The 25,006-nt window shown below is 59.0% G+C and carries 19 protein-coding genes; 13 read left to right on the forward strand and 6 right to left on the reverse strand.

Translation table 11 applies throughout. From position 1 onward, the window contains the following. Positions 1 to 83 precede the first annotated feature (83 nt). From CS390_RS20840 to CS390_RS20900, 13 genes are all read left to right on the forward strand, one after another. Entirely contained in the window at positions 84 to 260 is a 177-nt protein-coding gene (locus CS390_RS20840) for a hypothetical protein (protein WP_003250005.1), read from the forward strand. After that, positions 244 to 3,201, forward strand: a complete 2,958-nt coding sequence (locus CS390_RS20845) for a sensor histidine kinase (protein WP_177442424.1) — start codon at positions 244 to 246, stop codon at positions 3,199 to 3,201. The genes CS390_RS20840 and CS390_RS20845 overlap by 17 nt, the downstream gene beginning before the upstream one ends. A gap of 22 nt (positions 3,202 to 3,223) precedes the next feature. Further along, positions 3,224 to 4,660, forward strand: coding sequence for a sigma-54 dependent transcriptional regulator (locus tag CS390_RS20850; protein WP_099775813.1), 1,437 nt, complete (start codon positions 3,224 to 3,226; stop codon positions 4,658 to 4,660). A gap of 699 nt (positions 4,661 to 5,359) precedes the next feature. After that, positions 5,360 to 6,748 (forward strand): polynucleotide adenylyltransferase PcnB, encoded by a 1,389-nt coding sequence (locus CS390_RS20855; RefSeq protein WP_065758282.1) that lies wholly within the window; start codon positions 5,360 to 5,362, stop codon positions 6,746 to 6,748. Positions 6,749 to 6,750: 2 nt separating this feature from the next. Continuing rightward, a complete protein-coding gene (folK, locus tag CS390_RS20860; protein ID WP_099775815.1) occupies positions 6,751 to 7,227 on the forward strand; it encodes a 2-amino-4-hydroxy-6-hydroxymethyldihydropteridine diphosphokinase in 477 nt (158 codons plus the stop codon). Positions 7,228 to 7,478: 251 nt separating this feature from the next. Beyond that, positions 7,479 to 8,279: a 3-methyl-2-oxobutanoate hydroxymethyltransferase gene (gene panB / locus CS390_RS20865; protein ID WP_099775817.1), complete on the forward strand. Its 801-nt coding sequence runs from the start codon at positions 7,479 to 7,481 to the stop codon at positions 8,277 to 8,279. Next, positions 8,276 to 9,136, forward strand: a complete 861-nt coding sequence (gene panC / locus CS390_RS20870; RefSeq protein ID WP_099775819.1) for a pantoate--beta-alanine ligase — start codon at positions 8,276 to 8,278, stop codon at positions 9,134 to 9,136. The genes panB and panC overlap by 4 nt, the downstream gene beginning before the upstream one ends. Before the next feature lie 102 nt (positions 9,137 to 9,238). Beyond that, on the forward strand, positions 9,239 to 9,619 hold the full coding sequence (panD, locus tag CS390_RS20875; RefSeq protein WP_099775821.1) for an aspartate 1-decarboxylase: 381 nt from the start codon (positions 9,239 to 9,241) through the stop codon (positions 9,617 to 9,619). A 118-nt stretch (positions 9,620 to 9,737) separates the two neighbouring features. Then, the gene (pgi, locus tag CS390_RS20880; RefSeq protein ID WP_099775822.1) at positions 9,738 to 11,402 is read left to right on the forward strand and encodes a glucose-6-phosphate isomerase; all 1,665 of its coding nucleotides are present in this window, start codon (positions 9,738 to 9,740) and stop codon (positions 11,400 to 11,402) included. A gap of 77 nt (positions 11,403 to 11,479) precedes the next feature. Continuing rightward, positions 11,480 to 12,349: an oxygenase MpaB family protein gene (locus CS390_RS20885; RefSeq protein ID WP_099775824.1), complete on the forward strand. Its 870-nt coding sequence runs from the start codon at positions 11,480 to 11,482 to the stop codon at positions 12,347 to 12,349. 142 nt (positions 12,350 to 12,491) lie between these two features. After that, positions 12,492 to 13,670: an acetyl-CoA C-acetyltransferase gene (locus tag CS390_RS20890; RefSeq protein WP_065758275.1), complete on the forward strand. Its 1,179-nt coding sequence runs from the start codon at positions 12,492 to 12,494 to the stop codon at positions 13,668 to 13,670. A 69-nt stretch (positions 13,671 to 13,739) separates the two neighbouring features. After that, positions 13,740 to 14,756, forward strand: a complete 1,017-nt coding sequence (locus tag CS390_RS20895) for a class I SAM-dependent rRNA methyltransferase (RefSeq protein ID WP_099775826.1) — start codon at positions 13,740 to 13,742, stop codon at positions 14,754 to 14,756. A 102-nt stretch (positions 14,757 to 14,858) separates the two neighbouring features. After that, entirely contained in the window at positions 14,859 to 17,792 is a 2,934-nt protein-coding gene (locus CS390_RS20900; RefSeq protein WP_099775828.1) for a DUF748 domain-containing protein, read from the forward strand. 51 nt (positions 17,793 to 17,843) lie between these two features. Here the strand turns inward: CS390_RS20900 and CS390_RS20905 are convergent, their stop codons facing one another. The 6 genes from CS390_RS20905 to infB form a co-directional block, all read right to left on the reverse strand. Further along, positions 17,844 to 18,176, reverse strand: coding sequence for a BON domain-containing protein (locus CS390_RS20905; RefSeq protein ID WP_065758272.1), 333 nt, complete (start codon positions 18,174 to 18,176; stop codon positions 17,844 to 17,846). 103 nt (positions 18,177 to 18,279) lie between these two features. After that, the gene (gene pnp / locus CS390_RS20910) at positions 18,280 to 20,385 is read right to left on the reverse strand and encodes a polyribonucleotide nucleotidyltransferase (RefSeq protein WP_065758271.1); all 2,106 of its coding nucleotides are present in this window, start codon (positions 20,383 to 20,385) and stop codon (positions 18,280 to 18,282) included. Positions 20,386 to 20,635: 250 nt separating this feature from the next. Beyond that, positions 20,636 to 20,905 (reverse strand): 30S ribosomal protein S15, encoded by a 270-nt coding sequence (gene rpsO / locus CS390_RS20915; RefSeq protein WP_065758270.1) that lies wholly within the window; start codon positions 20,903 to 20,905, stop codon positions 20,636 to 20,638. A gap of 152 nt (positions 20,906 to 21,057) precedes the next feature. Then, the gene (truB, locus tag CS390_RS20920; protein ID WP_065758269.1) at positions 21,058 to 21,975 is read right to left on the reverse strand and encodes a tRNA pseudouridine(55) synthase TruB; all 918 of its coding nucleotides are present in this window, start codon (positions 21,973 to 21,975) and stop codon (positions 21,058 to 21,060) included. 3 nt (positions 21,976 to 21,978) lie between these two features. After that, positions 21,979 to 22,380: a 30S ribosome-binding factor RbfA gene (gene rbfA, locus CS390_RS20925; RefSeq protein ID WP_065758268.1), complete on the reverse strand. Its 402-nt coding sequence runs from the start codon at positions 22,378 to 22,380 to the stop codon at positions 21,979 to 21,981. A gap of 120 nt (positions 22,381 to 22,500) precedes the next feature. Beyond that, complete coding sequence (infB, locus tag CS390_RS20930; protein WP_065758267.1) at positions 22,501 to 24,996, reverse strand: translation initiation factor IF-2; 2,496 nt, start codon at positions 24,994 to 24,996, stop codon at positions 22,501 to 22,503. Between the last annotated feature and the right edge of the window lie 10 nt (positions 24,997 to 25,006).

Raw genomic sequence — 25,006 nt, forward strand, 5'->3', positions numbered from 1 at the left:
TGTCGCCATCCGCTACCATCGCCACCGCCGATTTGCGCCAATAATAACTTCAGGCACGCAGCGGTTTAACCAGTGAGGCCCACATGTACATCTATCGTTTGGTCCTGCTTCTGGTCGTGGGGATCTATTTGTTCTCCCCTGCCATCATGGACTGGTGGATCGAACCGACCGGGGCCTGGTATCGCCCGTACCTGCTCTGGCTGATCCTGATCGTCGTGACCTTTATCCTGCAGAGCCAACGTGATGCCGATGAGCTTTAGCCTGACCCAGATGATCCTGATCAGCGCCGCCTACCTGCTGGTGCTGTTCGGCGTGGCCTGGATCAGCGAACGCGGCATGATCCCACGCGCGATCATCCGTCACCCGCTGACCTACACCTTGTCACTGGGTGTTTATGCCAGTGCCTGGGCGTTCTATGGCACGGTCGGGCTTGCCTACCAGTATGGGTACGGTTTCCTGGCCTGCTACCTGGGGGTTTCCGGGGCCTTTCTATTGGCGCCCGTGCTGCTTTACCCGATCCTCAAGATCACCCGCACCTACCAGCTGTCATCCCTGGCCGACCTGATTGCTTTTCGCTTTCGCAGCACCTGGGCCGGCGCGCTGACCACCGTTTTCATGCTGATTGGCGTACTGCCTCTATTGGCGCTGCAAATTCAGGCGGTGGCCGACTCAATCGGCATTCTCAGCGGCGAACCGGTTAAAAACCGGGTGGCACTGGCCTTCTGCGCAATGATCACACTGTTCACCATTTTCTTTGGCTCGCGGCATATCGCGACCCGTGAGAAGCATGAAGGACTGGTGTTCGCCATTGCCTTCGAATCGGTGATCAAACTACTGGCGCTAGGGGGGATTGGCCTCTACGCGCTTTACGGCGTGTTCGGCGGCCCCCACCAACTGGAAGTCTGGTTGCTGCAAAACCAGACAGCCCTCGCTGCATTGCACACGCCACTACAGGAAGGCCCGTGGAGAACCCTGCTGCTGGTGTTTTTCGCCTCGGCAATCGTCATGCCGCACATGTACCACATGGCCTTTACCGAAAACCTCAATCCGCGCTCACTGGTCAGCGCCAGCTGGGGCTTACCGCTGTTTCTGCTGCTGATGAGCCTGGCGGTCCCCCTGATCCTCTGGGCGGGCCTGAAACTGGGCGCCAGCACCAGCCCGGAGTACTTCACCCTGGGCCTGGGCATTGCCGCGAACAACAAGCTATTGGCACTGCTGGCGTACATCGGCGGGCTCTCAGCCGCCAGTGGCCTGATCATCGTGACCACCCTGGCGCTGTCCGGCATGGCCCTGAACCATCTGGTACTGCCGCTATACCAGCCACCAGCCGAAGGTAATATCTACCGCTGGCTGAAATGGACCCGACGGGCACTGATCGTCGCCATCATCAGCGCAGGTTTCGGCTTCTATCTGTTGTTGGGCGCTCAGCAGGACCTGGCCAACCTCGGTATCGTCGCCTTTGTCGCAACACTGCAGTTCCTGCCCGGCGTGCTCTCGGTACTCTATTGGCCAACCGCAAACCGACGTGGCTTCATCGCCGGATTGCTGGCGGGGATCAGCGTCTGGCTGGTAACCATGCTGCTGCCACTGGTTGGCAATCTGCAGGGCTTTTACATCCCGCTGCTGAACATGATCTATGTGCTCGACGACACCAGTTGGCACATGGCAGCCATCGCTTCACTGGCAGCCAACGTCCTGTTGTTCACGCTGATTTCGCTGTTCACCAATGCCAGCCCTGAAGAGGTTGGCGCCGCGGAAGCCTGTGCGGTGGACAATGTGCGCCGGCCGCAGCGTCGCGAACTGCATGCGGCCTCGCCGCAGGAGTTTGCCACCCAACTGGCCAAGCCCCTGGGTGCCAAGGCCGCACAGAAAGAAGTTGAACAGGCACTGCGCGATCTCTACCTGCCCTTTGATGAGCGCCGGCCTTATGCGCTACGCAGGCTGCGTGATCGAATAGAGGCGAACCTGTCTGGCTTGATGGGGCCTAGCGTGGCTCAGGACATGGTCGAGACCTTCCTGCCCTACAAGTCCGGCAGCGAGAACTACGTTACCGAAGACATCCACTTCATCGAGAGCCGCCTGGAAGACTACCATTCGCGGCTGACCGGCCTTGCCGCTGAACTCGACGCCCTGCGCCGCTACCATCGCCAAACCCTGCAGGAACTGCCGATGGGCGTCTGCTCGCTGGCCAAGGATCAGGAAATCCTGATGTGGAACCGGGCCATGGAAGAGTTGACTGGCATTGCCGCCAAGCACGTGGTGGGCTCCCGCCTGACAACCATCAGCGAACCTTGGCGCGGCCTTCTGCTCGGCTTCATCAATGTTCCGGATGAACACCTGCACAAACAACGGTTGGCGCTGGATGGCCAGCCGCGCTGGTTGAACCTGCACAAGGCGGCCATCGACGAACCGCTGGCACCGGGTAACAGTGGCTTGGTACTGCTTGTTGAAGACTTGACCGAAACTCAAGCGCTTGAAGACAAGCTGGTGCACTCCGAACGTTTAGCGAGCATCGGCCGGCTGGCCGCCGGGGTGGCCCATGAGATCGGCAACCCGATTACCGGCATCGCCTGCCTGGCGCAAAACCTGCGGGAAGAACGCGAGGAAGACAGCGAGATCACCGAGCTGAGCAGCCAGATCATTGAACAGACCAAGCGTATTTCGCGCATCGTTCAGTCACTGATGAGCTTCGCCCACGCCGGCGGTAGCCAACAGAACAATGAAGAACCCGTATGCCTGGCAGAAGTGGCACAGGATGCAATCGGCTTGCTGGCCTTGAACCGGCGCAATTTTGAAGTACAGTTTTTCAATCTGTGCGACCCGGAGCACTGGGTAGACGGCGACCCCCAGCGGCTCGCCCAGGTATTGATCAATTTACTGTCCAATGCCCGCGACGCCTCGCCACCCGGCGCTGCCGTGCGGGTCAGAAGCGAAGCGAATGAACACACCGTCGACCTGATTGTCGAGGATGAAGGGAGCGGAATCCCGAAGAACATCATGGACCGATTGTTCGAACCGTTCTTCACCACCAAGGATCCGGGTGAAGGGACAGGACTAGGGCTCGCTCTGGTCTATTCCATCGTGGAAGAGCATTATGGACAAATCACCATCGACAGCCCGGCCGATATCGAAAGCCAGCGTGGCACCCGGATCCGAGTGACCCTACCGCGCCATGTCGTAGCGACGTCCGCTGTGAACTGAGACCGTCGAGAGAATTGAATCAATGCCGCATATTCTGATCGTCGAAGACGAAACCATCATCCGCTCAGCCTTGCGTCGCCTGCTCGAACGGAACCAGTACCAGGTCAGTGAAGCCGGCTCGGTACAGGAGGCTCAGGAACGCTTCAGCATTCCGACCTTCGACCTGATCGTCAGCGATCTGCGCTTGCCAGGCGCCCCGGGTACCGAACTGATCAAGCTTGGCCAAGGAACGCCTGTGCTGATCATGACCAGCTACGCCAGCCTGCGTTCTGCGGTCGACTCCATGAAGATGGGGGCGGTCGACTACATCGCCAAACCCTTCGACCATGACGAGATGCTGCAGGCAGTGGCGCGCATCCTGCGTGATCGGCAGAGCGCTCCGGCGGCACCTTCCGAACGTGTAAATGGCAAGCCAGCCGCCAGTGACAAGGCCGGCAGTGAAAGTGCCAATGGCGAGATCGGCATTATCGGCTCGTGCCCACCGATGCAAGATCTCTACAGCAAGATCCGTAAAGTCGCGCCCACCGACTCCAACGTCCTGATTCAAGGCGAGTCGGGTACTGGTAAAGAGCTGGTCGCTCGCGCCCTGCACAACCTGTCGCGACGCGCCAAGGCGCCGATGATCTCGGTAAACTGCGCAGCGATTCCGGAAACCCTCATCGAGTCCGAACTCTTCGGCCACGAGAAAGGCGCGTTCACCGGCGCCAGTGCCGGGCGCGCAGGCCTGGTTGAAGCCGCCGATGGCGGCACGCTTTTCCTGGATGAAATTGGCGAGCTGCCGCTGGAAGCCCAGGCTCGCCTGCTGCGTGTATTGCAGGAAGGCGAAATCCGCCGGGTCGGTTCGGTACAGTCGCAGAAGGTTGATGTGCGCCTGATCGCCGCTACCCACCGCGACCTGAAGAACCTGGCCAAAGTCGGCCAGTTCCGTGAAGACCTTTACTACCGACTGCACGTCATCGCCCTGAAGCTGCCTGCGCTGCGGGAACGGGGTGCCGACGTCAATGAAATTGCCAATGCCTTCCTCGCTCGGCAGAGCGCACGTATCGGCCGCAATGACCTGAGGTTTGCTCACGACGCAGAAATGGCGATACGTCACTACTCCTGGCCAGGTAACGTGCGTGAACTGGAAAACGCCGTGGAGCGTGCCGTCATCCTTTGCGAGAGCCCAGAGATTTCTGCCGACCTGCTGGGTATCGATATCGAGCTGAGCGATCTGGAAGACGACGATGAGAACTTCGGTGGCCTGCCAGCAGCCGGCACGCAGGCCAACAACAGCCATGAGCCCATGGAAGACCTGTCGCTGGAAGACTACTTCCAGCACTTCGTGCTCGAGCACCAGGACCATATGACTGAAACCGAACTGGCACGCAAGCTGGGGGTCAGCCGCAAGTGCCTGTGGGAACGACGCCAGCGCTTGGGAATACCTCGACGCAAGAGCAGCGCAACCAACGAGGGCTGATACGCTTCAGCTGTCACCGTGCCATTGGGCAGGTAACATAAGATTCACGTGACAGACTGTTACCGCAACATGAAGACGTAACAAAAACCGGGGCTTACGGTAACGAAACCCCGGTTTTTTTTCGGCGGCAAAACGGACCAAAACCGGCGTAAGCCCTTGTTTTACTGGGTTTCACAAAAGTTGGCACGGCACCTGCTATATGTTTGGTACAAGAACAATAACAAGCACTGCAAAAGACAATAAAAATAAGACGAATCGGCTCACGCACAATAAGAACAAGACGGCGGAGGCGCAGCTAACTGATTCTTTTGGAGAGGAGTTGTGTTTTGGGGCTTGCCCCACAACCAGGCAGAGAACAACAAAAACTGCACTAAAGCAGCGCCTACACTGGTTGGATCGACAGATCACCGCAACCTCAGCGACCAAAGCAATCCGTTTGCTCTTGGCCCCCGAATAGGGGGACGCTCTACAAGCCTCGGCTTTGTAGACAGGGCACTCAACAAAAACAAGAAGCCCAGAAGAAAAATAAAAAGAGCACGCAACTACATTCCAGGGGAGCTTCGGCTCCCCTTGTAGTTTTCCTACCTGTCCCCCCTCATGCTGTTGCCTACACCATTCCCAGAGTAAATGCTAGAATCCCCGCCTATCATGCGGCCATTCTTCGTTTATGGCTGAAAATTCCTTCAAACAGTGCATCCCATGCTGAAGAAGCTGTTCCAGTCGTTCCGTCCCCCCGTTCGTGGCCCGCACCACCAGCGCACCACGCCTGAAGTGATTAATAGCAGTCAACATTCGCTGCAACGTGGCCAATTCAGTCGTCATGCGGTGAGCATCGTCGAGCGTCTGCAAAACGCCGGCTACCAGGCCTATCTGGTCGGCGGCTGCGTGCGCGACCAGCTTCTGGGCATTACGCCGAAAGACTTCGACGTCGCCACCAGCGCCACCCCCGAGCAAGTGCGTGCGGAGTTCCGCAACGCCCGAGTCATTGGCCGTCGCTTCAAACTGGTTCACGTCCACTTTGGCCGTGAAATCATTGAAGTCGCGACCTTCCGCGCCAATCACCCCGAAAGCGAAGAGGAAAACAGCCACCAGTCCTCACGCAACGAGAGTGGGCGCATCCTGCGCGATAACGTCTACGGCACATTGGAAGAAGACGCGCAGCGCCGCGACTTCACCATCAATGCGCTGTACTACGATCCGATCAGCGAGCGCATTCTCGATTATGCCAACGGCGTACACGACATTCGTAACCGCTTGATCCGCCTGATTGGCGACCCGACCCAGCGCTACCAGGAAGACCCGGTACGCATGCTGCGCGCGGTGCGCTTCGCCGCCAAGCTGAACTTCGGCATCGAGAAGCACACCGTCGCACCGATTCGCCAACTGGCGCCGATGCTGCGTGAGATTCCGTCTGCACGCCTGTTCGAGGAAAGCCTCAAGCTGTTCCTCTCCGGCCAGGCCGCCGATACGTTCGAGATGCTGGTCGACCTGCAACTGTTCGATCCACTGTTCCCGGCCAGCGCCCAGGCACTGGAAGACCATCCGACCTACACCCATACGTTGATCAGCCAAGCGTTGATCAACACGGATCTACGGGTCAAACAAGGCAAGCCGGTAACCCCGGCCTTCCTTTTCGCTGCCATGCTCTGGCCTGCCCTGCCAACACGTGCGCTGCATTTGCAGAGCCGAGGCATGCCGCCTATCCCGGCCATGAACGAAGCGGCGCACGAACTGATCAGCGAACAGTGCCAACGCATCGCAATCCCCAAGCGTTTCACCATGCCCATCCGTGAAATCTGGGACATGCAGGAGCGCCTGCCACGGCGCAGCGGCAAACGTGCCGACCTGTTACTGGACAACCCGCGCTTCCGAGCCGGCTATGACTTCCTGCTGCTGCGCGAAAGTGCGGGCGAGGACACCGATGGTCTTGGCCAATGGTGGACTGACTATCAGGAGTGCAACGAAAGTGAGCGTCGCGACATGATCCGCGAACTCGGCAGCCGCGATGAGGGGGCTGGCGCAGGCCCACGCAAACGCAAGCGCAGTGGCAGCAAACGCAAGCGCGCCGACGGCGCTGCGGGCGAGTAAACATGCCTCGCGTCTATATTGGTCTGGGCAGCAACCTGGACGATCCCCGCCAGCAGCTTGAGAGCGCCCTGCAATCGCTCGAGCAGCTGCCAGCGACTGATCTGGTTGCCGTGTCCAGCTTCTACACCAGCGACTCGCTCTCACCAGGCCAGCCACGCTACACAAATGCCGTGGCGGCACTGGACAGCGCGCTGGAGCCTATTGCCCTGCTCGATGCCCTGCAATCCATAGAAAACGCCCAGGGCCGCGTTCGTAAAGAGCGCTGGGGGGCACGAACCCTTGACCTGGATATCCTGCTCTACGGCGACCAGGTTATCGATGAACCACGGCTCAAGGTGCCGCATTACCACATGCAGGCGCGTCCGTTCGTGCTCTACCCGCTGGCAGAACTGGTACCTGCCGACTTCCTGCTGGCCGACCAGCGCCCGCTCGCCCAACTGCTGGCCGATTGCCCGTTCGTCGGTCTGGAGCGCCTGTAACCGGGCGTTCCCCCACACGGTAACGCCCGTAACAGTGCATTCGTAACAATGCGGTAACAGGGTAATTGACTTAAGCCCCCTCGCTCACGACTATAGGCGTCCCGTGGCGCCCAAGCGCCGCAAAAAGGCGTATATAGGCCTGGAACAGGTCGTATTTCAAACACCACAATCGATGATGTGCTGTTCCAGAAGATGAATACACGCGTTGTACGCAGTCGTTTTTCACAGCGCCTGAACGAGGATTCCTTTTCATGCCAGATGTAACCCTGACCACCCTGCAGAGCCTAAAGCTCAAGGGTGAGAAAATTGCCATGCTGACGTGCTATGACGCAACGTTCGCCCAGGCATGCTGCCGCGCCGGCGTAGAAATACTGCTGGTAGGCGACTCGCTGGGCATGGTCCTGCAGGGCCACGACAGCACCTTGCCCGTCACCAACGCCGAAATGGCCTACCACGTAAGCAGCGTCAAACGTGGTAACGAAGGCGCACTGATTCTGGCCGACCTGCCGTTCATGGCGTATGCCACCACTGAACAGGCGTTCGCCAACAGCGGCGCACTGATGCAGGCCGGCGCCCATATGGTCAAAATCGAAGGCGCAGCCTGGCTGGCTGACACCATTCGTCTGCTGGCCGAACGCGGTGTACCTGTGTGCGCACATATGGGCCTGACACCACAAGCGGTGAACATACTCGGCGGTTACAAGGTCCAGGGTCGCCAGGAAAACCAGGCCCGACAAATGCGTGCCGATGCCATTGCCCTGGAACAAGCCGGCGCCGCGATGCTGCTGCTGGAGTGTGTCCCAAGCGAACTGGCCGCCGAAATCACCCAGGCAGTAAAAATACCCGTCATCGGTATTGGCGCAGGCAGTGCCACCGACGGCCAGGTACTGGTCATGCATGACATGCTCGGCCTATCCCTCAGTGGTCGTGTACCCAAGTTCGTGAAGAACTTCATGGCTGGCCAGAGCGATATTCAGAGCGCCTTGCAGGCGTATGTCAAAGAGGTCAAGGACGTCACTTTCCCAGGCAGCGAACACGGGTTCAGTGCATGAATACAGTCAAAACCGTCCGCGAGCTGCGCGCCGCCGTAGCGCGGGCACGCAGCGAAGGCAAACGCATTGGCTTCGTACCGACCATGGGCAACCTGCACAGCGGGCATGCTGCACTCGTGGCCAAGGCTGCTCAGCGGGTTGATTTCGTGGTTGCCAGCATCTTCGTCAACCCGCTGCAGTTCGGCGCGGGCGAAGACCTCGACAAATACCCTCGCACGCTTGCCGCCGACCAGGAAAAGCTGCTGGAAGCAGGCTGTCATCTATTGTTTGCCCCTTCCGTCGAGGAAATGTATCCCGAGGGCATGGCAGGACAAACCCGTGTTTCTGTTCCACAGCTGTCAGAAGGCCTTTGCGGCGCAAGCCGACCAGGGCACTTTGAAGGTGTAGCCACCGTGGTCAGCAAGTTGTTCAACATGGTTCAGCCAGACCTGGCGGTGTTCGGCCAGAAGGACTTCCAGCAACTGGCCGTGATCCGCGCACTGGTCCGTGATTTGAACATGCCGATCCAGATCATCGGCGAACCCACTGTGCGTGCCCCTGATGGCCTGGCGCTGTCGTCACGCAACGGTTACCTGAACGATGAACAACGCGCCTGTGCACCCGCGCTGTACCGCACCCTGACGCAGATGGCCGAAGCCATCAAACAGGGCTCGTGCGATTTCCAGGCCCTGATTGCCCAGGGCCAGGAGCAACTGCAAAAGGCCGGTTTCCGTCCCGATTACCTTGAAGTTCGCCATGCGATCAGCCTGCGCCCTGCCACCGCTGAAGACCGTGACCTGGTGATCCTGGTCGCTGCGTTTCTGGGCGCAACCCGCTTGATCGACAACCTGCACCTGAATCTCGACGACAAGCCTTAGCGCCATGTTGCCCGGCCCCCTGGGTTCGGGCACACTGCCGCCGCTCGCGGGGCCGGGAGGCTCCGTGTACCCGCGCGAGAACCTGACCAAGGAATCCCCCCCATGCACGCCATCATGCTCAAGGCCAAACTGCATCGCGCAGAAGTCACCCATGCCGTACTCGACTACGAAGGCTCCTGCGCCATCGACGGGCTCTGGCTGGACCTGGCCGGTATTCGTGAGTACGAACAAATCCAGATCTACAACGTCGACAACGGCGAGCGCTTCACCACCTACGCCATTCGCGGCGAAGAAGGCTCCCGGATGATCTCGGTCAATGGTGCAGCTGCACACAAGGCCAAAGTCGGCGACCGCGTAATCATCTGCGCCTATGCCCATTACAGTGAAGCAGAACTGCACAACTTCAAACCGCGCATGCTATACATGGCGCCAGGGAATGAGCTGAGCCACACCAGCCATGCCATTCCGGTTCAGTTGGACTGAGCCACCGGCTCAGCCAGGCCAACGGCAGGTTCGTGTGCAATCTTTTCAGACGAACCTGCAAACGGACCGACCTTTTCAGTGTCCAAGGCAGTTCCAGCAATAAGGAAAATCTGCAGCGATGGCGTACTACCGCACCCCTCATGACGTTACCGCCCTGCCGGCCTGGCAGGCGCTCCAGCAGCACCGCGAAGCCATGCAGAATTTCAGCATGCGCGAGGCCTTCAACGCCGACCCACAGCGCTTCAACCAATTTTCTCTGAGCTGTTGCGGGCTGTTCCTCGACTACTCGAAAAACCTGATCAACGCCCAGACCCGCAACCTGCTGGTAGGGCTGGCCGATGAAGTGGGCCTGCAGGATGCGATAAAGTCGCTGTTCGCCGGCGAGATCCTCAATGCTTCGGAGGGTCGTCCAGCGCTGCACACCGCGCTACGCCGTCCGGTAGGCGACAAATTGAGCGTCAACGGCGCCAACATCATGCCCGAGGTGCATAAAGTCCTTAACCAGGTAACCGAACTGGTTGGGCGGATTCACGACGGCTTGTGGCGTGGTTATACCGAAAAGCCGATTACCGACGTTGTGAACATCGGCATTGGCGGGTCCTTCCTTGGCCCCGAACTGGTCTCTGAAGCCCTCTTGCCTTATGCCCAGCGGGGCGTGCGCTGCCACTACCTGGCCAATATCGACGGCAGCGAGTTTCATGAGCTGTCGGCCAACCTGCGCGCCGAGACCACACTGTTCATTGTCTCGTCAAAGTCTTTCAACACCCTCGAAACCCTGAAAAACGCCCAGGCCGCACGCGCTTGGTACTTGGCCCAGGGTGGCTCGGAAGTAGAACTTCACCGGCACTTCATCGCCGTTTCCAGTAACAAGACAGCAGCCATCGCTTTCGGCATCCGCGAAGAGAACATCTTCCCGATGTGGGACTGGGTAGGTGGCCGTTATTCGCTGTGGTCGGCCATCGGCCTGCCTATTGCGCTGGCCATTGGCATGGCCAACTTCAAGGAGCTGCTGTCCGGTGCCTACACCATGGACCAGCACTTCCAGAGCGCCCCGTTCGAACAGAACATGCCTGTGCTGTTGGCACTTCTGGGCGTCTGGTACGGCAACTTCTGGGGAGCGCAAAGCCACGCGATCCTGCCGTACGACCACTACCTGCGCAACATCACCAAGCACCTGCAGCAGTTGGATATGGAGTCCAACGGCAAGAGCGTGCGCCAGGACGGAACCCCGGTTAACCACGATACCGGCCCCGTCATCTGGGGTGGCGTCGGTTGCAACGGTCAGCATGCCTACCATCAGTTGCTGCACCAAGGCACCCAACTGATTCCAGCGGACTTCATCGTCCCGGTGGTCAGTTTCAACCCGGTTGCCGACCACCACCAGTGGCTGTACGCCAACTGCCTGTCGCAGAGCCAGGCCCTGATGCTCGGTAAGACCCGCGCTGAAGCCGAAGCAGAACTGCGCGAGAAAGGCCTGGCCGAAACCGAAATCCAGAAGCTGGCGCCGCACAAGGTGATCCCGGGCAACCGTCCGAGCAACACCTTGGTTGTAGAGCGTATCAGCCCACGCCGTTTGGGTGCGCTGGTGGCCATGTATGAACACAAAGTGTTCGTGCAGAGCGTCATCTGGGGTATCAATGCCTTCGACCAGTGGGGTGTTGAATTGGGCAAGGAGCTCGGCAAAGGCGTCTACCAGCGCCTCACCGGTGGCATCGAAGAGCCTGCTGAAGATGCCTCGACCCAAGGCCTGATCAACTACTTCCGCGGCCGCCACCGCGGCTGATCACCCTTCCTGCCCCTGGTCGTCAGTGCGACCGGGGGCAGTGAAGCGCACCGCAACGACGGTGCCGCAAGGACGTTATGGAAGCCCTTCGTCGCCGTATCGAGACCCAACTGCTTAGCATGACCGGCCTGGCGCTGGGGCAACTGGACCTGGAACACCCCAAAGGTGATCCCGGGCTGTTTGGCCCAGACAGTGTCTGCTGGCGCGTGCATGGCGACTTTCCCAGCATGCTGATCGGTGGCATCAGCGCCCTCCTGTTGCAAGTCTTGCACCCACTGGCACTGGCCGGGGTCTGGGACCATTCGAACTTTCGCCAAGACATGATCGGCCGTCTGCGCCGTACCAGCCAGTTCATCTCCGGGACGACATTCGGCTCAACCCGCGACGCCGAGTGGCTGATCGATAAAGTACGGACCATTCATCTGCAGGTCGTCGGCACCACCGCCGATGGGCGCCCCTATGCCGCCAGCGATCCCGACCTGCTGACCTGGGTACACGTCGCCGAAGTCAGCAGTTTTCTCGCCGCACACCTGCGTTACCGTAATCCTCGGATGAGCCTCGCTGACCAGGATGCCTACTACGACGAAATTGCCTTGGTCGCCGAACGCCTGGGCGCACGCAATGTGCCCCGCTCACGTCAGGCTATTGCCGAATACCTGCACGCCATGCGCCCACAACTGGCGTGCGATGCACGCAGCCGCGAAGTGGTTCGCCTGCTGCTTGATGCCCCTGCGCCGAGCCGGCAAGCCAAGCCCGTTGGCGCCATGATGATGCGGGCAGGCATCGACCTGTTAGCGCCATGGGCCAGTGCCATACATGGATTCTCACCGAGCCTGCTAGAGCGCCGACTGGTCCGCCTGGGGGTTGCCGGTGTTGCCCCGGTGCTACGCTGGGCCATGCGCGACAGCTCCAAGCACCGTGCACACCGACGCATGGGACTCAGCTGAGCGTCAGCCAGCGGGCGTGCACGCCTCATACTTTGGTGATTGGCAGGCGCCTGGCCATCTGTGCCACCATGCCTACCAACAAAGCCCAAAGCAGGCTTTTGCCGTTCCGATACCACATCCAACAAGACTAAGGACCTGTGCCATGCAAGATGTTGTGATCGTTGCCGCCACCCGTACCGCCATTGGTAGCTACCAAGGAGCACTGGCCGCTATTCCAGCCGTTGATCTGGGGGCTGCGGTTATCAGCCAGCTGCTGACACAGACCGGCCTGGACGCCGAACTCGTAGACGAAGTCATCTTCGGCCAGGTTCTGACCGCTGGTGCCGGTCAGAACCCTGCCCGCCAAGCCGCGATCAAGGCCGGGCTGCCCCACGCCGTGCCCGCCCTGACACTCAACAAGGTATGTGGCTCTGGGCTCAAAGCCGTGCACTTGGCTGCGCAAGCGATTCGGTGTGGCGATGCCGACGTGGTCATCGCGGGCGGACAGGAAAACATGAGCCTTGCCAACTATGTCATGCCTGGTGCGCGCACCGGCCTGCGCATGGGCCACAGCTCATTGATCGACAGTATGATCAGTGATGGCTTGTGGGACGCTTTCAACGACTACCACATGGGCATCACCGCCGAAAACCTGGTCGAAAAGTACGGCCTGAGCCGCGAGGAGCAGGACGCCTTCGCAGCGGCCTCCCAGCAGAAAGCCAGCGTAGCCATTGAAAGCGGTCGTTTCATTGAAGAAATCACCCCGATCCTGATCCCGCAACGCAAAGGCGATCCGATCGCGTTCGCCACTGACGAGCAGCCCCGCCCAGGCACTACCGCTGAGTCGTTGAGCAAGCTCAGGCCCGCCTTCAAGAAAGATGGCAGTGTCACGGCGGGCAATGCGTCGTCACTCAATGATGGTGCTGCCGCCGTGCTGCTGATGAGTGCTGCTAAAGCCCAGGAACTGGAGCTGCCGGTACTGGCCCGTATCACCGCCTATGCAAACGCCGGCGTTGACCCTGCAATCATGGGCATTGGCCCTGTAAATGCTACTCGACGCTGCCTTGAAAAAGCCGGCTGGTCGTTGTCAGACCTGGACCTGATCGAAGCCAACGAAGCCTTCGCCGCCCAAGCGTTGTCCGTCGGTAAAGAGCTGGGCTGGGATGCCGCCAAGGTCAATGTCAACGGTGGTGCCATTGCATTGGGGCACCCTATTGGTGCTTCCGGTTGCCGGATACTGGTCACCCTGTTGCACGAAATGATCAAGCGTGATGCCAGGAAAGGGCTGGCAACGCTGTGCATCGGTGGGGGGCAGGGTGTGGCCCTGACGATCGAACGCTGATGCACACCGGAGAGGCTCACCCTGGGCCTCTCCTGTTAAACTGCAGCCCCGCATACCAAGGCTACGTGCATGTCCCTCTTGAATCAGGCGCTGCGCGCCGCCCTCGACTCCCGCAACGGCCTTCTCGCCGAACTCCATGCCCAAGGGACCGACTGCTACCGGCTGTTCCATGGTAGCCAGGAAGGCGCTGCCGGCCTGACCGTAGACCGCTATGGCCCGCAGTTGCTGGTACAGAGCTTTCACCAGACCCTCGATCACGATGCCTTGCTCGACCTGCATGCTACCGTCGAGCAATCACTTGGCCTGGAGCTGCTGCTGGTCTACAACGACCGCTCCCAAGGCAACAGTCGCATCGACCGTCGAGACCCGGCCTACCAGGCCAGCGAGGCGGCCTTGGCCGATCATGTCGGCCATGAATGGGGGCTGAACTATCGGGTACGTGGCCGTCACTCGGGGCAGGATCCGCTGTTGTTTCTCGATTTGCGCAATGCCCGTGGCTGGATCAAGCAGCACAGCGCCGGCAAGCGCGTACTGAACCTGTTTGCCTATACCTGTGGGGTTGGCTTGAGTGCCGCCGCAGGGGGTGCCCGTGAAATCTGCAACCTGGATTTCGCCGAAGGCAACCTGGCTGTAGGTCGCGAAAACGCAGCCCTGAACCCAACGCTTGCGCCCATGGAGTTCATACAGTCCGACTACTTCCCGGCGATCCGCCAGTTGGCCGGGCTACCCGTCAGCCAACGACGCGGTCACAAACTGCCGCCCTACCCGCGACTGGAACCACGGCAATTCGATCTGGTATTTCTCGACCCGCCTGCCTGGGCAAAGAGTGCCTTCGGCACCGTCGACCTGTTGCGAGACTATCAAAGCCTGCTCAAGCCGGCGCTGTTGAGCACTGCCGAAGGAGGTGTGCTGGTCTGCTGTAACAACCTGGCCAAGGTCAGCCTCGACGACTGGCGCGCACAGGTGCTGCGCTGCGCCGAGAAAAACAACCGGCCAGTGCGCGAGTGGCAGGTTCTGACACCGGCTGCCGACTTCCCGTCCATGGATAACCAACCACCGCTAAAGACCTTGATTCTGCACCTTTGAAATAGACGTTTACGCACGAAAGAGGTGATTTGGCGCTATCTTCGGAACCGAATTATCGTGCCATACTCCAACCACTTCCGTTAGATACAGACGACGCCGCACATGCCCAAAGGAATGAAACGCGCCCTCGGCGCCTTGTTGGCCGCTCTGGCCCTTTACAGCCTGCTTGGATTCCTGATTCTCCCCGGCGTCGCCTTGCGAATTGCTAACCAGCAATTAGCCAACTACGCCACGCTACCAGCCAAGCTGCAGCGCGTGGAACTCAACCCGTTCAGCCTGGAGCTGACACTCTGGGGCTTGCAGATCGGTGAGCCGGGCAAGGAGCAGGTCGGCTTTGAACGTTTGTATGCCAACCTGCAGCTCGACAGCCTGTGGAGCGGCGCGCTTCACCTGGCGAACGTCGAACTGGACAAGCCACGTACCGAACTGCTGTTTGCCAAGGACGGCAGCCTCAATCTGACCCAACTCTTCAAGCTGCCACCCAGCCAGCCAAAAGCCGAAACGCCTGCGAGCGAGCCCTTCCCGCTGCGTATTGGCAGCATCAAACTCAACGCCGGTTACCTGCATTTCGAAGACCTGCGCCCCAGCGAACCCATCGAATTTCTCTACGACTCGATGGACCTGGAACTGAAGAACCTCAGCACCCTGCCCGACGACAGCACGGACATGACCCTGGTCGCCGCAGGCCCCAAGGGCGGCCGGATCGACTGGCAGGGTACGTTCAGCCTGGTGCCCATCGCCTCTGAAGGCACGCTGAAGTTTACTGACGGCAAGATGAAGCTCGTCTGGCCTTATGTCCGAGATATAGTGCCGTTGGTACTTGAAGACGGGCGTGTCAGCTTTGAGACCCACTACAAACTGAACCTGTCCAAGGAAACCGAGCTGCTGCTCGACAACACCTCGCTTCAGATCGCGCCGTTTGCAGTCAATGCGCCCGATGGCAGGCCATTGGTACGCCTGGCCAGCCTGTCGGTCAGCGAAACGTCGATTGACCTGGCCAAGCAGTTGGTCACCGTTGGCAAGATTCGCAGCGAGAAACTGGAAACCTGGGCAGCCCTTGAAGCCGATGGTCAGCTCGACTGGCAGAAGCTGTTCGCCAGCCAGCCAGCCAAGGCAAAACCTGCAGAGAAAACTGAACCGGCCACCGCAACGCCGGCCACCAAAGAGACGACAGGCACCAATACCCCAAGCAAACCATGGCAGGTGTTACTGCGTGACGTTCAGTTGCGCAACTATCAGGTTCATCTGGCTGACCGTACCCACAAGGAACCGGTGGCGCTGGAGGTGGGCCCACTTAACCTGGACCTGCAGAACTTCGACAGCCTCAATCAGTCGCCCTTCACCCTGAAGCTCGATACCGGAGTAGGCAAGCAAGGCAAGCTGCAGGCCTCGGGTGACGTCAATCTGGCACCTGTCAGCAGTAAACTGAATGTCGTTACGCGGGATATCGACCTTCGTGTCGCACAAGCCTATATCAGCCCATTCATTCGCCTTGAGCTACGCAGCGGCATGCTCAACAGCGATCTCGACGTCGACCTCAAGAACACGGCACCGCTGGCCTTCAGTATCACGGGCAAGGCTCAGGTCAATCAGCTGCACACGCTAGACACCATCAAGAACCGCGATTTCGTCAAATGGCAGCAGTTGAATCTGGATGGCCTGGAATATCGTCATGGGGATGCGCTATCGATTGCAAAGGTCAACCTGCAACAGCCCTATGCGCGTTTTATGATCAATGAAGACCGTACCACCAGCGTCGATGACCTGTTGATACCACAACCCGCTGGAAGCCCGCAGAAAGCCCGCAATACGTCCACCAGCAGCGCCAAGCCGCTGGGCATCCACATTGGTGAAATCGCGATCAACGACGGCTCGGCCAACTTCGCCGACTTCAGCCTGACACCCAACTTCGCCACGGCGATCCAGCAACTCAACGGCCGGATCGGCACCATCGACAACCGGCAACCGAAACCTGCCAATGTCGATATCAAAGGTAAGGTCGACCGCTATGCGCCCGTCACTATCAAGGGCGCGCTGAACCCCTTCGACCCCATGGCCAGCCTGGACATCGCCACCAGCTTCAAACGCGTCGAGCTGACCACCCTGACCCCTTACTCGGGCAAATTTGCCGGCTACCGCATCCGCAAGGGTCGCCTGAATCTGGACCTGCATTACCTGATCACCAAGGGCCAGCTCAAGGCCGAGAACAAACTGGTGCTTGAACAACTGCAACTGGGTGAAAAGGTAGACAGCCCTGATGCCGTAGACTTGCCGATTCGCCTTGCCGTCGCACTGCTCAAGGACACCGAAGGCAAAATCTCCATTGAGTTGCCAATCTCCGGCGACTTGAACAACCCTCAGTTCAGCGTGATGCCGATTGTCTGGCAGACATTACGAAACCTCGTCATGCGAGCCGCCCAGGCACCGTTCAAGTTCATTGGCGGGCTCGTCAGTGGCGGCGACGCCCAAGACCTCGGAAGCGTCGCCTTTACTCCAGGCTCAAGTGACTTGAGCAGCGACGCCAAAGGAGCCCTGGACAAACTCGCCAGCGCACTCAAGGCGCGCCCGGAATTGCGCCTGGAAATCGAAGGTACCAGCGCCCAGAGCAGTGACGGCCCGCTGATTGCCGAGCAGCGTCTGGAGCGCGAGTATCAGGCTACCTACTACAAGATGCTGCAACGGCGAGGCGACAAGGTCCCGGCACAAGCCACTCAACTGCAGGTGCCAGATGATGAGAAACCCGCGATGCTTGAGGCGATCTACCGCTCGCGCCTCAAACAACAACCGCCCGCGCAGTGGGAGCAGTTGAGCCGTAAAGAGCGCACAGACAACCTGCGCAACGCGGTGATCACGTCGTGGGCTGAAAGCCCCCTGTTGCTGCGTCAACTGGGCCAGGCGCGCGCCAGCAGCATCAAGGACTACCTGGTCGACCAGGGCAAGCTTGAAGACCAGCGCGTGTACTTCGTCGATGCCACGCTGGGGCAAGCCGAAGCCGATGGCCGGGTAATCTCGCAGTTGCATCTGGACTCCGAGTAAGCGCTCCTCAAACGCCTGTCTAAAACCCCGGCTCAATGGCCGGGGTTCAGCTTAATAGGTTCTCAGGCCTTCAGCCGATACCGCCTTAACCCCCTTTATTTTTTTGGCAATCGAGACTGCTGCGTCTTTCTGGGATTGGGTCAAAGGCACCTTTGACGACAGGGAAACTACGCCGCTGTTGGTTTCTACAGAGATGTCCGAACCCGGCACCCCCTTCTCCGTCATCAGGTCTGCTTTGACCTTCGTGGTGATCCAGGTATCGGAAGTAGCCTCTGTTGCCTTGGTCATCTCACCCGCCGCAACCGTCAGCGGCGCTTGAGCAAAGGTCACGTTGGCCAACATCAGCGCGGTAACAGTAGCGGCAGCAATAACGAACTTCTTCATACTAGACACTCCTTTTTGAAGCATGCAGGATGCAAGCACGTACACGGCGAACTCCGCCCATAAAAAAAGGACCCCGTAGGGTCCTTTCTTCAACGCTTTGAGCTTAGACGCCCGAAGCCTTGGCTGCTGCAACATCTTTGATCGACAGCTTGATACGGCCGCGGTTGTCCACGTCCAGTACCAGTACTTCAACTTCCTGGCCTTCTTTCAGGATGTCGGTCACTTTCTCGACACGAGCATCGCTCAGCATCGAGATGTGAACCAGACCGTCCTTGCCCGGCAGGATGTTGACGAAGGCACCGAAGTCAACGATGCGCTCAACCTTGCCGACGTAGATCTTGCCGATCTCGGCTTCGGCAGTAATGCTCAGTACGCGCTGGCGAGCCGCTTCTGCCGCATCCTTGGTTTCACCAAAGATCTTGATCGAGCCGTCGTCTTCGATATCGATCGAAGCCTTGGTCTCTTCACAGATAGCACGGATGGTCGCGCCGCCTTTACCGATAACATCACGAATCTTGTCGGTATCAATCTTCATCGCGATCATGGTCGGAGCATTTTCCGACAGTTCGCTACGGGACTGACCAATGACCTGGTTCATCTGACCGAGGATGTTCAGGCGCGCTTCCAGGGCTTGGCCCAGAGCGATTTCCATGATCTCTTCGGTGATGCCGTTGATCTTGATGTCCATCTGCAGCGCGGTAACACCTTTGGCGGTACCGGCTACCTTGAAGTCCATGTCGCCCAGGTGGTCTTCGTCACCCAGGATGTCGGTCAGGATGGCGAACTTCTCGCCTTCTTTAACCAGACCCATGGCGATACCGGCAACCGGTGCCTTCATCGGTACACCAGCGTCCATCAGTGCCAGCGATGCACCACAGACCGAAGCCATGGAGCTGGAACCATTGGACTCGGTGATTTCCGAGACGACACGAATGGTGTACGGGAATACGTCGGCAGCTGGCAGCATGGCCTGAACCGAACGGCGAGCCAGACGGCCGTGACCGATTTCACGACGACCTGCACCACCCATACGACCACACTCACCTACCGAGAACGGAGGGAAGTTGTAGTGCAGCATGAAGGGGTCTTTTTTCTCGCCTTCAAGGGTGTCCAGCAGCTGCGCGTCACGGGCAGTACCCAGTGTTGCAACAACCAGAGCCTGGGTCTCGCCACGGGTGAACAATGCCGAACCGTGAGTCTTCGACAGTACACCGACTTCGATGTTCAGCGGACGTACGGTCTTGGTGTCGCGACCGTCGATACGTGGCTTGCCATTGACGATGTTTTCGCGAACGGTGCGGTATTCGATTTCGCCAAAGATTTCTTTGACTTCACCAGCGCTAGGCTGACCTTCTTCACCGGAGAACTTGGCGACAACCTGGTCACGCAGTTCGCCCAGGCGAGCGTAGCGATCGGCCTTGACGGTGATGGTGTAAGCCTGGGAAACGGCTTCGCCGAACTCGGCGCGGATTGCGTTCAGCAGTTCGGTGTTGGCAACCGGTGCTTTCCAGTCCCAGGTAGGCTTGGCAGCTTCGGCAGCGAGCTCTTTGACGGCCTGGATAACAGCCTGGAACTCGTCATGAGCGAACAGCACAGCGCCCAGCATCTGGTCTTCGGTCAGCTCTTTGGCTTCCGATTCAACCATCAGTACCGCGTCGGAAGTACCGGCAACGACCATGTCCAGGCTCGAGGCAGCCAGTTGCTCGTAAGTTGGGTTCAGCAGGTAGCCGGTGCTTTCGTGGTAAGCAACACGGGCAGCGCCGATCGGACCATCAAACGGAATACCGGAGATCGCCAGGGCAGCCGAAGTACCGATCATCGCAGCGATGTCCGGATCGGTCTTCTTGCTGGTGGAAACGACGGTGCAGACAACCTGCACTTCGTTCATGAAACCTTCTGGGAACAGCGGGCGGATCGGACGGTCGATCAAACGCGAAGTCAGGGTTTCTTTCTCGGAAGGACGGCCTTCACGCTTGAAGAAACCACCAGGGATCTTGCCGGCGGCGTAGGTCTTTTCCTGATAGTGAACGGACAGAGGGAAAAAGCCCTTGCCTGGATCAGCCTGTTTGGCACCGACCACGGTCACCAGTACGGTGACATCGTTGTCGACGGTGACCAATACGGCGCCGGAGGCTTGACGAGCAATACGGCCCGTCTCGAGGGTAACGGTCGATTGACCGAATTGGAATTTCTTGATTACCGGGTTCACGGTTTCCTACCTTTTTTCAGTGGCTCTAGGGGAACTTGTTCTTGCGAATTCTTGGGCAGAACGGGGAATCGGCCCCATTGACCGTCCAGATAAAACTAGAGGTTGGGAGCCTGCCCTGACTGCGCGGAAACCGCTCAGGCAGAACAGACAGCCAACCTCATAGATACGCGCGGCGTGTTCATCAACCCAGGTACAACGTACCGTGGCTGAAGAATGCAACACGCCGAGCACACCACTGGCCAGGACGCTATTAGCGACGCAGACCCAGACGACCGATCAGGGCGCTGTAACGAGTGGCGTCTTTACCCTTCAGGTAGTCCAGCAGCTTACGACGCTGGTTTACCATACGGATCAGACCACGACGGGAGTGGTGGTCTTTGCCGTTGGCCTTGAAGTGGCCTTGCAGCTTGTTGATGTTGGCGGTCAGCAGTGCAACTTGCACTTCTGGCGAACCGGTGTCACCGGCTGCTTGCTGGTATTCGCCGACGATTTGAGCTTTTTCTTCAACGCTGAGTGCCATCTGGCTTCTCCAAATCAAGGGAAACCGAAACCGGTTTCCAATAGGCCAGGGACGGATCCCTGTATTCATAAAAGTGAGGAGTAACCGTGCCTATTAACAGCCATCCTCTGTCCCGCAGGCATCACGCCGAAGCTTGATACCGTTGGTTTCGATCATTCAGATCGAATCAGTCGACGCGGCGCGATTCGCCCGTCTTCGCTCACTTCACCAATACCGATGAAGCGACCGTTGTGATCCTGTACGCGGACCATGCCGAATTTCGGCGCGTCCGGAGCCCTTACCGGCTGACCATGCAGCCAGTAGAAGGCACTGTGCTCGGAAAACTTGAGCAGAGGCCAATCTTGCAGACCGCTATCGGACGGTAACAGAAAGCGATCAACCGCTTCATTACCGCCTTCGGCGTGAACCTGCTCGAGTTCTTCGAGGGTCACAGTCTGTGCCAGGCTGAATGGCCCGGCATGCGTGCGGCGCAGTTCTGCAACATAGGCGCCACAGCCCAACTGCTCGCCGATGTCCTCGACCAGGGTACGGATGTACGTACCTTTACTGCAGCCCACCGAAAGACGAGCGCGGCTACCTTCACACTCAAGCAGTTCCAGGCGATCAATAGTAACAGAACGTGCTTCACGCTCCACTACTTCACCTGCGCGTGCCAGCTTGTACAGCGGCTGCCCGTCACGCTTGAGCGCAGAGTACATCGGCGGTATCTGACTGATTTGACCACGAAATTGTGGCAAAACAGCTTCGATATCGGCGCGACCAACGGTCACTTCGCGAGTCTGCAGCACTTCACCTTCAGCATCGGCAGTGCTGGTGGTCATGCCCAATTGCATGACCGTTTCGTAACCCTTGTCAGAATCGAGCAAGTACTGGGAAAACTTCGTCGCCTCACCGAAGCACAGCGGCAATACGCCACTGGCCAGTGGGTCGAGGCTCCCCGTATGGCCTGCCTTTTCAGCATTGAGCAGCCAGCGCACCTTCTGCAAAGCGGCGTTGGAGGTAAACCCCAGCGGCTTGTCGAGCAGGATGATGCCACTGACGTTACGACGGATACGCTTGACCTGAGCCACCGCTTACTCCTTGGTGTCCAGGGAAGTACCGCCATCCTGATGCTGGCTGTCTTCTGCTACGGCACGCTCGATCAACGCCGACAGGTGGGCACCACGGGAGACGCTTTCGTCATAGTGGAAGTGCAGTTGCGGCACACTGCGCAACTTCATTTCACGACCGAGTTGCATGCGCAGGAAACCTGCGGCGGAGTTCAGAACTTTCAAGCTCTGCGCGATGTTTTCTGCACCATCCTGCCCCATCACGGTGATGAACACCTTGGCATGGCCAACATCACGACTGACATCGACGGCAGTAATGGTCACCAGACCAACACGCGGATCCTTGACTTCACGACGGATCAGCTGCGCAAGCTCACGCTGCATCTGATCGCCAATACGTTGGGTACGGCTATATTCTTTTGCCATGTTTGCTACCTGTAACTGAAGCGGCAAACGCCCGGCCAGGCTGAAGCCGGACCGGGCGTTGCGTTCAGAGCCGCTGCGGGCGCCTTGCGGCGATCAACATACGGCTCCCAAGCTCGCGGCTTAGAGCGTGCGAGCGACTTGGACTTTCTCGAAGACTTCGATCTTGTCGCCAACCTTGACGTCGTTGTAGCTCTTGACGCCAATACCGCATTCCATGCCGGCGCGGACTTCGGACATATCGTCCTTGAAGCGACGCAGCGATTCCAGTTCGCCTTCGAAGATAACGATGTCTTCACGCAGTACACGGATCGGACGGTTACGGTGAACCGTACCTTCGACCACCATGCAACCGGCGATAGCACCGAACTTCGGCGAGCGGAACACGTCACGAACTTCAGCGATACCGAGGATGTTCTCGCGAACATCGCTGCCGAGCATACCGGTCAGGGCTTTCTTGACGTCTTCAATGATGTCGTAGATCACGTTGTAGTAACGCATATCCAGACCTTCCTGCTCGACGATCTTGCGCGCGCCAGCATCAGCACGCACGTTGAAGCCGAACAGTACTGCATTGGAAGCCAGTGCCAGGTTGGCATCGCTTTCGGTGATACCACCGACGCCGCCGCCCACTACGCGCACTTGTACTTCGTCGTTGCCCAGACCGCTCAAGGAACCTTGCAGCGCCTCGAGAGAACCACGCACATCGGCCTTGAGGACGATGTTGAGGGTCTTCTTCTCTTCCTGCCCCATGTTCTCGAAGATGTTCTCGAGTTTGCCGGCATGCGCGCGAGCCAGTTTGACTTCGCGGTACTTGCCTTGACGGAACAGTGCAACTTCACGGGCCTTCTTCTCGTCAGCAACCACGCTCAGCTCATCGCCGGCCTCTGGAGTGCCATCAAGACCAAGGATCTCGACCGGAATCGACGGGCCCGCTTCCTTCACAGGCTTGCCGTTCTCGTCAAGCATGGCACGTACACGGCCGAAGTTCGAACCGCACAGAACCATGTCGCCCTGACGCAGAGTACCATCCTGAACCAGCACGGTAGCCACTGGGCCACGGCCTTTGTCCAGACGCGATTCAACTACCACGCCACGACCCGGTGCCGAAGGCGTTGCCTTGAGCTCGAGAATCTCGGCCTGCAGCAGAACGGCTTCAAGCAACTCGTCGACGCCAGTACCCATCTTCGCCGAGACAGGAACGAATGGTGTATCACCGCCCCACTCTTCGGAGGTAACGCCCTGAACAGACAACTCGTTACGGATGCGATCGAGATCTGCACCCGGCTTGTCGATCTTGTTCACGGCAACAACCAGAGGAACACCGGCAGCCTTGGCATGCTGGACTGCTTCAATGGTCTGCGGCATTACACCGTCGTCAGCCGCGACCACGAGGATCACGATGTCGGTTGCCTTGGCACCACGGGCACGCATTGCGGTGAACGCAGCGTGGCCTGGGGTATCGAGGAACGTGACCATGCCGCGGTCGGTTTCAACGTGGTAAGCACCGATGTGCTGGGTAATACCACCGGCTTCGCCAGCAGCTACCTTGGCACGACGGATGTAGTCGAGCAGCGAGGTCTTACCGTGGTCAACGTGACCCATTACGGTAACAACCGGCGCACGAGCGAACGACTCACCTTCAAACTTCAGGGACTCGGCCAGGGAATCTTCCAGGGCGTTGTCGCTGACCAGTTTGACGTTGTGGCCCAGCTCTTCAGCAACCAGCTGTGCGGTTTCCTGATCGAGCACCTGGTTGATGGTCACCGGAGTGCCCAGCTTGAACATGAACTTGACCACTTCAGCGGCCTTGACCGACATCTGTTGGGCCAGTTCAGAAACCGTGATGGTCTCGCCGATCACCACGTCACGGATTACCGGACCAGTCGGGCTCTGGAAGCCGTGCGCGTTACGCTTCTTCGGCTTGCCCTTGCCACGACCACCGCGACGGAAGCCATCGCTTTCTTCTTCGGTAGTACGCGGAGCAGCACGCGGCGTAGGCGCCTTTTCCTTTTCCTTGACCTTGACCGAAACACGTGGCGCTTCGTTGCGGCGCTCGCCACGACGATCGTCGTCACGCGCCTTGTCGCTACGACGGCTTTCGTCTTTCTTGCGATCGGCAACCGGTGCTGGAGCAGCGTCGGCCGGAGAAACAGCGGCAGGCGCTGCTGCGACCGGCGCGGCCGCTACGGCCTCAGTCGCTGCAGGCTGACGACGGGCTTCTTCCTGGGCACGTTGACGTGCTTCGGCTTCAGCCTTCTCACGTGCGGCGTTTTCCACAGCACGGCGTTCGTCCAGCTCGCGCTTCTGCTCGGCCTGGATCTCTTCCGGGCTGCGTTGCACAAATACTTTCTTCTTGCGTACTTCTACGCTGATGCTTTTGCTACCGGCAACACGCAGGGTACTGGTGGTCTTGCGCTGCAAGGTGATCTTGCGCGGTTCTTCCACTTTCGCCTTGTGGCTGCTTTTCAAATGAGTCAGCAGAGCCTGCTTCTCACTGTCGGTCACTACCTGACCGGCGTCGGTGTGCGGCAGACCTGCCTCACGCATCTGCTGCAGCAGGCGCTCTACCGGTGCAGCGACCTCTTGGGCCAATTCTTTCACCGTGACTTGCGTCATGCACTTCTCT

Source organism: Pseudomonas sp. HLS-6 (assembly GCF_002753995.1).
GTDB classification, from domain to species: Bacteria; Pseudomonadota; Gammaproteobacteria; order Pseudomonadales; family Pseudomonadaceae; genus Aquipseudomonas; species Aquipseudomonas defluvii.